This window comes from bacterium (genome assembly GCA_028820935.1).
Classification (GTDB): domain Bacteria; phylum Actinomycetota; class Acidimicrobiia; order Spongiisociales; family Spongiisociaceae; genus Spongiisocius.
Map to the genome: position 1 here is coordinate 13,190 of JAPPHZ010000047.1, position 13,182 is coordinate 26,371.

General features: G+C 64.1%; 7 protein-coding genes. All 7 read left to right on the forward strand.

The window, feature by feature from the left end; all coding sequences use genetic code 11:
- Window positions 1-15 precede the first annotated feature (15 nt).
- The 7 genes from OXM57_14265 to OXM57_14295 all read left to right on the forward strand — a co-directional run bounded on the left by OXM57_14265 (window position 16) and on the right by OXM57_14295 (window position 13,180).
- The gene (locus OXM57_14265) at window positions 16-162 is read left to right on the forward strand and encodes a hypothetical protein (protein ID MDE0353843.1); all 147 of its coding nucleotides are present in this window, start codon (window positions 16-18) and stop codon (window positions 160-162) included.
- A gap of 115 nt (window positions 163-277) precedes the next feature.
- The gene (locus tag OXM57_14270; protein MDE0353844.1) at window positions 278-922 is read left to right on the forward strand and encodes a hypothetical protein; all 645 of its coding nucleotides are present in this window, start codon (window positions 278-280) and stop codon (window positions 920-922) included.
- A 17-nt stretch (window positions 923-939) separates the two neighbouring features.
- Window positions 940-5,799, forward strand: coding sequence for a hypothetical protein (locus OXM57_14275; GenBank protein MDE0353845.1), 4,860 nt, complete (start codon window positions 940-942; stop codon window positions 5,797-5,799).
- A gap of 237 nt (window positions 5,800-6,036) precedes the next feature.
- Window positions 6,037-7,062 (forward strand): zincin-like metallopeptidase domain-containing protein, encoded by a 1,026-nt coding sequence (locus OXM57_14280; protein ID MDE0353846.1) that lies wholly within the window; start codon window positions 6,037-6,039, stop codon window positions 7,060-7,062.
- Window positions 7,063-7,230: 168 nt separating this feature from the next.
- Entirely contained in the window at window positions 7,231-8,238 is a 1,008-nt protein-coding gene (locus tag OXM57_14285; GenBank protein MDE0353847.1) for a hypothetical protein, read from the forward strand.
- Window positions 8,239-8,567: 329 nt separating this feature from the next.
- Entirely contained in the window at window positions 8,568-11,042 is a 2,475-nt protein-coding gene (locus tag OXM57_14290) for an ATP-binding protein (protein ID MDE0353848.1), read from the forward strand.
- A 35-nt stretch (window positions 11,043-11,077) separates the two neighbouring features.
- A complete protein-coding gene (locus OXM57_14295) occupies window positions 11,078-13,180 on the forward strand; it encodes a hypothetical protein (protein ID MDE0353849.1) in 2,103 nt (700 codons plus the stop codon).
- Window positions 13,181-13,182: the final 2 nt, after the last annotated feature.

Genomic DNA, 13,182 nt, shown 5'->3' on the forward strand with positions numbered 1-13,182 from the left:
GAGGAGCAACCGGCCATGACGTTCATCGGGAACATCGTTCACGACCCTCCCTACGCCACTTGGCTACGGAACGCCGAGCGGCAACTGGCCGACGCCGACCGCCAACCCGAAGAAGCAATGGGAATCCGCGTCTCGACACCCACCGTCGGGCTCAACCGCTAAAAGGGCCGCCACCGAAAATGTTTCACACCCTACAGAAAGCATGGCTGTACCATGAATAGTGGCTCCGGTCGCTGGTTTTACGAACAACTGTTGTTGTTCGGTTTGGAGGAGGAAGATGGTGAACATCGCGTTGCCCCCGTCGCAGGAGATAGCCCGCTGTCGGGTACCGGAGACGATCGGGATCCAGGCGCGGATAGGCCAGATGGGCACCGCGGCGTGGACGTGGATGGCCATGTGGTGTCCACGCCACTTGGCAACAATCAGCGACCAGGAAGCACATTTCAAGACCCTGGACCGCAAACTGGAGCGGATCCTGACCGAATCGGAGATCCGGATAGGACAGCAACTGGGAGTGACCGATCTGGACGACCCGGACCAGATGGCAGAACCCCAGGAGGTAGCGATGGCGAACTTGCGAGCCGACTGGGTGGAGGTGTGCAGGGAGGAACCGACTCCGGTGTGGGATCCGGAGTGGACGGAGTTCAAGGTGGCTTACGGGGAGAGCCTGTGGGGCCGCTACCAGGGCCTCCCGATCGACATGCTGGCGAGAGAGATAATCGAGCACATGGGCCCGGTGAAGCTGTGGTGGACGGCGGCGAAACGCCAGCGGCAACGGGAACTGCAGCAGATTCTGGACAGGGAGATGTCACCGCTGGGACGGCATCTCACGTTCGACCTGGCGGCGCGGATGGCCAGGAGGCTCGATCCGCCGCCGGCGGAGATGGGCGAGTTGGTGAACTACCCGAGCCCACCCTACTAGCCGACCCGAGCCTCGACTTGTTCCGACCACCGTCGGGACAGATCGGCCGGATCGATGCCAACCTGGCGGCGTTGCGTCTGATCCGCAGGCGGAAGAAAATCGCCACCGTCGAGGACCAACGTATCCTCGCTAGGTGGTCGGGATGGGGAGCGGTACCCGCCGTTTTCGACCCTCACCACAAGCTCGGCCGACGGTACGGCGCCGCCATAGCCGACGTGCTGTCACCGGAGGAGTTGCGTTGGGCGGAGGCCAGCACCCTCAACGCCCACTACACCTCGCCGGAGGTCGCTGAAATGATGTGGGACCTGCTCCGACGGTGGGGCATCACCGAAGGCAGCGTGTTGGAACCCGGTTGCGGTGTCGGGGTGTTCATGGCCGGTGCCCCCCGGGGTGTCAACGTTGTGGGAGTGGAGATGGACCCGTCCACCGCGGCGATCTGTGCCGGGTTGCATCCCCGACACCAGGTAATCAACGAACGCCTGGAGGAGTTCCGCGGGGAGGGGTTCGTTGCTGCGATAGGGAACGTGCCGTTCTCGGAGGTGCATCCGTTCGATCCCGAACACAATCCCAACCGGCAGTTGTCGCTGCACAACTACGCCCTCTACCGGGCCTTATTGAGCCTGAAACCGAGAGGGGTGCTGCTGTCTATCACCTCCAGGCATACCCTGGACTCGCAAGCAGACCACCAGCGCCGCCAGCTCGCCAAGTGGGGCCACTTCCTCGGGGCGGTGCGCCTGCCCAACACCGCGTTCACCGAGCAGGCCGGAACGGCAGTCACCGCTGACATCGTGGCGTTCCAACGGCGGGAAACACCCCTATCCGACGAAGAAGCAGCTGAGCTCGAGGAGGCCTGGTTGGAATCGGTGCCCCAGGTGTGCGCTGACGGGGACTTCCACATGAACGGGTGGTTCGTGGAGAACCCCGACCTAGTGTGCGGCACGGTGCGCCTCGGGGGAATGTGGGGCGCCCGGGACGTCCGAGTGGTGCTAGACGAGACTTCGTCCCTGGTGGAAGTGGTCGGCACCGCCATCGGAGAGGCGGGAACCGCCAACCTGCCGTTGGGCGTTCCCCCCGCGGACGCAACGGAAGCCCCTGGGGAGGATCCGGTGTTGGATTGGTCACCGCCTCCCTGGTACCGGGAGGGCTCGGTTTTCGCCCCCGGACGCGGGTTTGTTCGGATCACTCGCAACAAACCAGTCACGTTCCACCCCAGAATTCCTGGGAACCAAAACCCGCAACTGGTGAAAACCCGTCTGCGGGCGTTGTGTCACCTCCGCGACGCGGCCCGCACGCTGCTGGCGGCCGAGCAGGCCGGGTACGGAGACGATCATCTGGACCGCCTCCGGTCCCGGTTGGATGCTGCCTACCGGTCGGCCCGTCGAGCGTATGGGGGAAAACCCCTCACCCGCCTAACCCCCAACGGCAACCGCCGCCGGGCCCACCTCGGAGAATTCCGCACCGACCCCGACTGCGGGCTGGTGCTCGGCCTCGAAGACATATCCCGCTCGGGAAAAGTGACCCGAGCGCCCATCTTTACCCGACGGACCGTCCATCCCGATGTTGCGCCGCAAATGGTCAACACGGTCGAAGACGCGGTGAAGGCTTCTGTGGGTCGCACCGGCCGCATAGACCTCAACCTGATGAAACAGATCACCGAGTTCGACTGGGACGAGACCGACCTGGCGGGGCTGGCGTTCTACGACCCCCAGGGTGGAGAGTGGGTGCCGTCGGTCCGGTATCTGTCCGGGAACGTCCGAGCGAAACTGAACACCGTCGAACAGGCCAACGATCCCCGCCTGGAACCCAACCGGGAAGCCCTTCTGGCCGTCCTGCCCAAGCCGTTGGAGTCGGGAGACATTCATGCCGGGTGCGGAACCCCGCTGCTGAAACCCGACGAAGTGCAAGAGTTCATCGAAGCCACCCTTCCCGACAGCCGAGGCAACATAGCCGTTGTGTACACCGACGCGGCCGGGTGGACGATAACGGGGGATTTGTACCACGGCGCCAAGGAGAGACAGGACTGGGGCACAGCCCGCCGCACGCCCCTTGAGATCGTCGCCGCGGCGTGGGCCGGTCGCAAGATAGAGGTGAAAGACACCGTCTACGACGATGACGGGAACCGCCGCCAAGTCCTCAACGAGGTGGAAACCGCCGCCGCTTCGGAGAAGACCGAAAAGTGGAACAACCGCCTGGCGGAGTGGATGTGGGACGAAGACCCGACGCGGTGTCATCAGCTGGTGGAGCGGTACAACGACATGTTCAACGCCTGGGTGCCGCCTCGATATCCCGCCGACTGGATCGGACGGCCTCCCGGCCTGGCGACCGGGATCGAACCCTATGAACATCAGGCCGTGGCCGCGGCGCACATCGTCGACGTTGGTGACTTCCTTCTCGGCCATTCCGTCGGCGCGGGGAAGACCATGACCATGGCCATCGCCGCCCAGGAATCGAAACGGCTCGGTCTCATCCGCAAAGCAGCATTCGTAGTACCCAACCACCTCGTGACTGACTTTGCCGTGGAGTACCAGAGGGTGTTCCCGAACGCTCGCCTGTTGATGCCCGACGAAGGGCGAACCCCCGGACCCGAGGAGAGGGAAGAGTTCGTAGCCCGCTGCGCCTGGGGCGACTGGGACGGGATCATCTTATCCCACAGCCTGTTCACCATGCTGAAGCTGCGGCCCGAAACCAGAGCCCAATACCTCCATGAGGAGCTGTTGGACTGGCGGGGAGCGTTGCAGTCGTATCGTGCGCAAACAGACGAACATGGGGGCAGGGACCGCCTCACAGTCAGGCGCATGCAGAAGGCCATCGAGCAGCGGGAAGCGCAACTGCAGGAACTCATCGAGACCCAGTACGTCAACCGCGAACCCGCCTATTGGGAAGACCTCGGCGTCGACTACCTGTTCGTGGACGAAGCGCACGAATTCAAGAACCTCAGCATCCCCAGCATGAACCGCGATCTCGCCTTCCGCGGAAGCGGCAAAGCCACCGGATTGGACATGAAGCTTCGGTGGATGCGCTCCCACTACGACCGGTCCCACGGGGTCGTCACCGTGGCCACCGGCACCCCCATCGCCAACAAGCTCATCGAACTGGCGGTGATGCAACGGTATGTGATGCCGGACATGCTGGCCCAATCAGGCCTGTTCCGCTTCGACGACTGGGTGGCGCAGTTCGGACAGCGCAAGGGCGCCAGCGAACTCACCGCCGCCGGCCGCGGGTATAAGTGGCGGGAGCGGATCGCTCGCTACACCAACATGCCGGAGCTGTTCACCATGCTGGCGGTGCGGGCCGACATCCGCTCGGCGGAACAACTCGGGTTGGACCGTCCCTCCCTGGTGGGTGCCGAACCCAACATACACACAGCGCCGCCCACACCACATTTGAACAGTTTCATGGACTCTTTGGACGACCGCCAACAGAACCTGGAACAGCCCGACAACATGCTGGCCGTCTGCACAGACGCTCAGAAGGCCTCCCTCCACCTCGGCCTGGTCGGTTTGCCCCAAGACAATCCGTCCAAGGTGCTCCAGTGCGCCGAGGAGGTGGCCGGCCTCTACCACAGATACGCCGATGTCGAATACCGCTCAGAGGATCCCAACGCCCAACCGGGCGCTCTGCAGGTGGTGTTCTGCGACAAAGGAGTACCCGATGGTGCTTCCACCGTCCCCATCTACGACATCCTGGCATCCCACATGACCAAAGCGGGCGTCCCCCGGGAGAAGATACGGTTCATCCACGACTACAAGACCCCCGCCGCCAAGAGCGCCCTGAACAAACGATGCCGCAACGGAGAGGTGGCGGTACTGATCGGTTCCACCGCCAAGATGGGCACCGGGATGAACATCCAAGACCGAATGATCGCCCTCCACCACTTGGACTACCCGTGGAGACCCGCCGACATCGAACAGCGGGAAGGAAGGATCCTCCGACCCAAGAACCAGAACCCACAGGTCTTCATCAACTACTACCTCACCGAAGGGTCCGCCGACGCGTTCTCGTTGCAGACCATCCAACGCAAACAGGTGCTGATCGACCAGTTCCGCTCCGGTAACTGCGACCGCATTATCGAGGACATCGACACCGGATCCGACGCAGCCGTGTTCGGAGCCATCAAGGCCCTGGCCACCGGCGACCCACGCTCGGTCCGCCTCAACGAACTCAACACCGAGATCACCCAACTCACCACCCGCCACCAGGCCAGAGTCGTCCAACAACAACGCCTCCGACGGCACATTCAAAACTGGGAACGTGCCATCCCCAAAACCGAACAGCGCATCCGGATGCTGACCGAACTGGCCGAAGACCCCGGCGACCTGGAACACATCACCCTCCCCGAATGGCAAAACACACCCGACGAAGCCGACTACTGGAAGACCATGGCCCGCCACGGCCCCAACCATTGGCTGTGGAGAGGCATGGCCGTGACCGAACACCGGATGTGGTCCCGCAACCGCCGCCGCCTCGGTCGCCTCGGGAACATCGACATTCACCTGGCCCGCCGCCCCTACAACCGGCGAAGCGCCATGTTCGCCATAGAACTCGGCGACCCCAACACCGGGCTGGGGTTTGTCATCTCCCGCAAAGACTGGTCACGGCACTTCCACAACCCTCACACCAAGAAACCCGTCCAGATGGACAAACGCATCGGCCATGCCCTCGGACGCATCCCCGACCTCATCGCAGCAGCCCAGAAGAAGCTGGAGGAGATCAACTCCGAACTGCCCAAGCTCAGGGATGCGATCAGCCCGGTCGACCGTACTGACCTCGACCTTCTCGAAGCCGAAAGAGCCGCCCTGGAAGAAGACATCACCAACAACCCCATAGAGCGGATACTCCCCCAGGAGGACCTTCCAGACCGGCACATTTCGCTGTAAACCCCCCACCCCGGGAGTCCGAATAGGAGGAACCTCCAGAACATGGCAACCAAAGACAAAACCCCATCCCCGGGCAAGGAAACCCCCACCCACACGCCCGTGGACTTGTCCCCACTCGAACTGGAAAGCGACGACCAAGGGCGGATCGCCCGACATCCCGCCGGGTTCGTAATCGCGGTCGCACCCGAATACGAAGAAGCCGACCCACGCTCCGACTCCTAGACGAGGAGGACAAATTTGGCCAGCACAAAGCGCATCGACAGAGTCCAGGCGGTAGCCACCGAAGTGGCCCAGGCCATGGCCACAGCCATGGAGAGCAACCCAAGCCGGTGGACCCAACCGTGGAGCGCCCTCGGTGCCGCAACCCCCCACAACCCCGTCTCCGAAGTGATCTACAACGGCATAAACCGGTGGGTGCTGACCGTGGCCGGTGTGACCTTCGGCGACGACCCGAACGCCTGGGCCACATACCGTCAATGGCAACAGGTCGAATGCCAGGTACGCCGCGGGATGCACGGCGTCTACATCATCCGGCCCATGTTCACCCGCTGCTGTAAGGACAGGAAGTGCCGGGACGGTGACCTGTGCGGCAACTCCCGCCGCCTAGTCGGAATCACTACCCATACCGTTTTTCACCACACCCAGGTGGACGGCGAAGTCCCACAAGACCCACGGTTCACGGCCGTAGAGCACGCTTCCTTTGAGCATGAAGAGATCGACAGGATGTTCGACACCCTGGGAGCGACCCGCGAATACGGCGGCGACGAGGCCTGCTACACCCCGGAGACCGACCGTATCCGGATGCCCAAGCCAGAGCAGTTCTTCGACGTCGGCGGCTACGCCTCGACCATGGCCCACGAATACGCCCACTGGACCGGCCATCCCTCCCGCCTCAACCGCTTCGACGAATCCACGATCCCCAGCCGGGAGGAACGGGCCTTCGAGGAACTTACAGCCGAACTCGGGTCGGTCATCATCTGCAACGCCCTCGGAATGGAACACGAACCACCCCCCCAGCACGCTGCCTACCTCACCTCTTGGACCAAGGCACTCAAAGGCGACAACGGCGCGGCGATCATGCTCACTGCCTCATCCCAAGCCACCAAAGCGGCCGCTTGGATCGTGAACGGCATCCAACGAGGACTGGAACAAGGACGCACCACCCCCGCAACCGAGGTGATCGTCGCCCAGCAGAAACCAACCAACGTCCTCCCCCAACCGGCCCGCACCGAGACCGTGGCAGCCCGCGGTCTCAGCTTGTAACCCCCGGCTGCCTGACCGGCCCAGAACCTCGAAGGAAGGCACTCGATGCGCCCGGCGCACCCTCACCTTGGGTCATGGCGTTTGCCCAGGTCAACACCGAAACGAACGGTTTGCGAACGCTCATGCGAACGGTCTGCGAACGGTCGAGGAAACGCCTGTTGCATAGTGGTGGCCATGCACAGCGGAACGACCTTCAGCAGCCGTCCCTTCGAGCATCTGATAGCCGAGGTCGCTGACCTGAAATACCCATGCGGCGCTGCCGGTTCCCCTGACAATGACCCGCCCACCTCCGTGGGCAAGTTGCAACGCCCAACCTCGACGGTCTCCACCACCTTGACCGGACGGACCGAAACCAGCGAAGCCCCGGGTCCCGTCTCCACGGAGGACACTACCGCAACCAACGGGTTCGGCGCACCTACCTACCTGGCGCGGATCCGCCTGGCGACCCTGGTCCTCCCCACCGACAGCCCAACCGAAACCGGGCGGACCGAAACCGGTGAAGACCCGGACCCCCCATCCCGCACCGAAGCGACGACGGATCAAGGTCCGGTGGATGGGTTCGATGATTTGTTGGCGGCGGCGGAGTTTTCCGTGCGGGCCTCGGAGAGCCGTCCCCAACCGGTTGAGGTGGGGACTGTCAGCGGGGTGTCAATGGGAGGGACGGCCCGGCAGGTCACCGCGGCCGCTGTGGCTAACGGCGGTTGGTTGGATGCATCGTCGGTTCGTAGCGACGGCAGGGTGAGTGTCTTTCGGCGTCGACTGGCGAGAGCTGGGGCTGTCACCGGGAACCTGTTTGACGGTGACCGGCTGATAGTGGCCGGCCGGAACTTAGAGCAGAGAAAGGAAGAAAGCAAAATGTTGACCCTATTTGTCTTGGCACAGGCCACACCGGCCCAGCGTGGGATATTCGACATCTTCACGGAGCTTGTTAGCGATGGCTTCAAGGCCGCCGTGGCGGTGATCGGGTTGGCTGCGATCGTCGGTGGGATTGTGGTGTTTATGAAAACGAAATCAATGCCGGCGCTGCTAGGCGCGATAGCCCTCGGTGCTGTGGCGGTTGGTCTTGCTGTGAACATGTACTTCTTTGCCGATGCGACATCGGCGGAGTTCAATCCTGACGCTCCGCGGGTCGGCAACGTCGGGAACCTGCAGTACGGCACTCCCGACGGTTCCTGAACGGCGGGGAACGCGTGGTGCGTGTCGTTCGAGTGTTCACACAGGCCCGCAGGCGGCCTAGCGAAATAGGCCGCCTACCGGGTTTGAGCCTTCCCTGGACGTTCACTATTGCCCAGTTCTGTGTTGGGGCGGTGGGCTGTCTGGCGGCGTTGTGGATGCTGAGGTCGGGGGTGCATGTTCTGTTGGCGTTGGTTGTGGTAGGGGCTACCTTGCTGCTCGGGCGGTCATTGCGACGAACGCGGGTCGACGAGCGGTCGATGGTGACAGGCGTGGCCGGGTGGCTCCGGTGGCGTTTGCGGCGGCGGGTGTGGAAGCGGTTGGCACATCGCATGGCTGATGCCGTAGTAGACAATGTGGTGGTCGGGAGAGATCATTCGGCTTGGATGGTGTTCGCGGTCGGGTCGCCACATTATGGGATGTTGCTGGACACCCAAGCCGCGTTGGGGTCGCTGGATGCGGTCGAACGACTGGTCGAGTCGGTGACGGCCCGGCGGTGGCGGTTGGTGTCCACGCTGGCTACCGTGGACGCGGACACTGTGGCGGCGCGTATGGCCGCCACGTCCGACCGTGAGTCGTGGCGGGTAGAGATAGAGGCGGAGCGGAAGCGGTTATCACGGGGGATGGAGTTGACAGAACGTAGGTTTTGGCTTTGGGTGGAGGGCGATGTAACGGCTGAACCGGCGGGGCCGGTGGCGCGATATGCGCATCGAGTGCAACGGATGTTGGGGTTGGCGGCACCCGCCCGGGCGAGTTGGGTGGACAGGGAGGCCATGGCCCGGGGGGCGGAGGCGACGGTTGCCAGGGCCGCCAATGCGGTGGGGCTGCGACCGGCGACTACCGGCGAGGTGATGGAGTTGTTGGAGCGTATCCCTCGGGGGTCTGCGTTCGTTCCCCCACCGGAGCCCGACGACGACTTGCCCCATTTGCTGCCGGTGCCCAAGCCCGGTGGGGTGATGATCGGCAATGGGATGGTGGACGGCGGATCTGCCTGGCGGCTGGGAGAGGCTATGTGGGCGGAACCGATCCGGGGGGTGGCGGTGGCGGCGATGCCGTTTGATGGGAGGGTGGCGCACACCACGGCCGTGGTGGCCCAGTTGCCGAACGCCTGGCGGTTGCCCGGCGGCGGAGAGCTGTTGTGGAGGTTGGACAAGTTGGATGCTCCTTGGGAGTGGTGTGTGGATGTTTCGGTGGTGCCGCATTCGGTGGCGGCTGCGAAGACCCGCAATCAGGCGCGACGACTGACCTCGGAATATGCCCAGTTTGCGGGGGATCCAGCCGGCCCGCCGCCGGAACTGGACTTGGCCCACGAGTTGGTGGAGACCCAGCGGAGGGCGTTGGCCGAGAGACAGAACTCCGACGAGTTGGTGATCTCGGTGGCGTTGGCTACTGCGGTCCGGGTGGATGGCGAAGATGTAGTGGCAGCCGGGGAGCGATTGAGGCGCAGGGTTGAGGGGTTGCGAGGCCTGGCCGCATCGGTTCAGGTGACTTTGGGTGTGCCTTCAGGTGATCAGGTCGCCGCGCGGCGGTGGTGGGCTCCGCAACGGGTCCTGGGGCCGGTCGCTAGGGATTATCGACAGTATGTCATGGCTGATGGTTTGGCAGGCCTGGGCCCGTGCCTTCAGTCGCAGTTGGGAGATCCCCGGGGAGCGTTGTTGGGGATGATGGACGATCGTGGCGTTCCGGTACCGGTGTTGTTCGACCCCACCCTGGGTCCACGGGCACAGTCGGTGGGTGGCCACCCCCGCTCACCCTCGATGGGAATCGCGGGGAAGTTAGGGTCCGGCAAGTCGGTCTTCGCCAAAAGGGTGCTGTGGACGGCGCTGGCCGCCGGCGGCCGGGTTGTGGTGGTGGATCGAAGCAATATGGACAATGGCACCGGCGAGTATGTGGAATTCGGTAAGGCGATCGCCGGGCTCTCTCCGGAGATCTCCGTGGAAGTGATCAATGTGACTGATCCTGCGGCTGGGAGCATCGACCCGATGCGGGCCATACCCGACCGGGAGTTGGCGGCTAAGACGGCAGTGAAGCTTTTGTCTTATGCGGCCGGGCTGGATCCCCGCTCCAAGGTGGCGTCGGCGATAGCTCGAATGGCGTCGGAGCGGCACGGTGTCCCGCTGTTGTCGATGGTTCGGGAGGCCGCAACAGGGGCGCCTGAAGGTGGGGGCTGGTCGCGGATCGTGGATTTGGTGGAGGTGCTGGCAGCCGACCAGATCGGTGGTGCGCTGTTTGATCCACGACGCCCACCTGCCGACCTCACTGCCGACCTGATCGTGTTGCATGCCCCCGGGCTGTCGCTCGTGGAGACGCCTGATACCCCCTCGGAGGTGGCAGCGACGGCGGTAGTGCTGGGTTTGATGTTGGTGGCCCGGGCGGTAATCGCTCCCCCGGAGCGGTACGGGGCCCTGCTGTTGGATGAGGCATGGTCGGTGTTGGACGATGTGAGATCCCGGAGTGTGGTGGTGGAATCGATCCGTGACGGGCGGAAGCACAACGCTGCTGTGCTGTTGGCCACCCAGTCCCCTTCGGACTTTTATGCCTCTGCCGAGTTGGCCGAATTGTTGGGATACTTCGCCGTGTTTGGTGTCGAGACAGAGTCCGCGGGACAGGCCGCAGCCAAGCTGGCGGGGATCGACCCCGACCTAGCAACACCGGCTCTCATGTCCCTGCCGACGGGTGTGATGATGTGGCGTGATGTTTACGGCAGGAACGGTCTGGTCGACGTGTTGCTTCCTGCCGACCCGCGGCTGGCAGCGGCGATCGACACGACCCCCGCGGCGTCCGAGCGGTCGGCGGCGGTGTCGTGAACCGTCCACAGTGGCTTCTCGGAGCAGCCTTGGCGGTGGTTGTGCTGGTTGGGGTCGGGGCGGGGCTGGCCGTGGCGCAGGAACCGCAACAGCCCAACCAGCCGGAGGAGACGTTGGCGGAGTGGGCAGCGAAGGTGGAGCAGGCGAAGGCCGACTTGATGAATGAAGTATTGGACTGCCAGCGAATGGCTGGGCAGCCTGCCACCACCAATATCGGCTCGTCGACGTTCAACTTTGACCTTCCCAACCCCGCCGATGCCACCTTCAATCTGGACTACTTCGTCAGCGATTGTGATCGGAAGATCCCCCAAGGCATGAGCCTGTCCAATCTCGGAGGGGACTGGCTGGGAAGCGGGAGCGTGGCGGTAACCACGCCGGGGTTCGCTCTGACCCGTTACCAGATGTATTACGACGGCGGATGGATCCTGTCAATGTGGCGGAAGTTCCTCGGCACCTTTATCTCTGGGATGTGGTTTCTGGCCACGGTGCTGCTGCGTTTGGGAGTTTGGGCTTTTGACTTCGTGGCGGCCGGGCGGCTGAGTGACATCATCGGGTCCATACCCTCCAGTATCAGCGAGGTCCTGGATAGGGACATTGTGCAAGGGATGCAGCTTCGATGGGTGGCGGTGACCGCCATGGGTGTGGCAGGAGGGTGGGGGTTGGTGCGCCAGCAGTGGGCCACGGCTGCCGGCGGTGTGGCGTTCTCGCTGGTGGCCCTGGCCGTTGGTGGGTTTGTTCTCGCCAACTACAACGGCTACTACCAGGGTGCCCAGGCAACCTCGTCGGCGCTGGTCGCGGAGGTGCTGAAGATCGGCGACGGTTCCGCCACCACACGGCCGGGGCAGATAGATACACCGACGATGATGGCTCCCCTCCTCGACGCCGCCGTGCATGTGCCGTGGGAGCAGCTGAACTTCGGGCGGGAACTGTCAGGGGACTGTGAGATAAGGGCAGGTGTGGACATCCTGGTCCGAGTCGGCGGTGTCGACAGCACCTATCCGCGGGATCGGATATCTCAATGCCCGGGCGGGCATGAACTGGCATTGTTTAACGCTTCGGCGTCGCTGGAGCGGGCGTTCGCGGTGGGCGTGGTCACTGTCGGGCAGACAATGATCGCTCTGTTGATCCTGTCTACCGCCGGGATGGCGATGCTGTCCGAGGTGTTGATGGCAGCGGCGTTCGCGGTGTTGCCGGTAGCAGCGGTGCTGGTGGGGTTCCCGGGATTCGGCAGGAACGTGGCGGCATCGTGGCTGACCATGCTTTTGCAGGGCATTACCGGCTTGGGAATCGGAGTGCTGTTTCTTCGCCTGATCCTCCTGGTGACGACCGCAGTGGCCGAGAACTTCGCCGACCTGGCGCTGCTGGAACGGTTCATGGTGTTCATGTTGATCGCGGTCGGGGCGTTCCGTCTGCGGAAGCTGGTGCCGAAGGCAAGAGCCAAAGTGTCGGCGACCCTGGCGGGCAAGGTCGCCACGGCGGGCACCCCCGGCGGTGGTGGTGGAGTCGCCCCGGCGGTGGCGGGCGGCGTCGCCGGCGGCCTAGCCGGTAGCGCGATCCGGGCTCACATGCTGCCCGCCCAAGGTGTAGTGGGTGCCGCCAAGACCGCCGGGAAAGTGGGGCAGAAGACCACTGGTGCGCTGGCAGCCTACCGTGCCGTCAGCGCCTCCCGGTCCAACCTGAAGGTCGCGGCGGCCCAGGCGGGAGAAAAACTGCCTGCCGGTAGCGGCTTGTTGGATATGACCAAAGGACCGCTCGGCCCTGCAGGAACCAGGGGACCCGGCCTGGCCGCGGCGGCGGGTATTGGGATGGCCAGCGGCGCGGTGAGACTCCTGAGCGGCGGCGCCAAGAAGGCCACTACCCCCCTTTCGGTTGGTGCCCGGGCTGTGTACGACTGGGCCAACAGCCCATCCGCCGGTAAAGCTGCCATTCCCCCGTCGACCGGGCAGACACCTACCGGGCAAACACCCGACGCCGACCCTCCCACCACCGCACGCTCTTCCGAACGTCCCCCCAGTGGGCCGGTTTCCGCTACGCCGGCAGGTGCTTCCCCCGCCCCTCTGCCACCGCCGCCCCCGTCGCTGGAGTTTCCTCCCGACCGTGTGTATGAGGAGGAACCGAGAGGCGAGGAACTCGTTTAGCG

What these genes read in the sequence shown, in the direction of transcription:
- OXM57_14265 (MDE0353843.1), top strand. Translation starts at nt 16, where the DNA reads ATGACGTTCATCGGGAACATCGTTCACGACCCTCCCTACGCCACTTGG.
- OXM57_14270 (MDE0353844.1), top strand. Translation starts at nt 278, where the DNA reads ATGGTGAACATCGCGTTGCCCCCGTCGCAGGAGATAGCCCGCTGTCGG.
- OXM57_14290 (MDE0353848.1), top strand. Translation starts at nt 8,568, where the DNA reads ATGGCTGATGCCGTAGTAGACAATGTGGTGGTCGGGAGAGATCATTCG.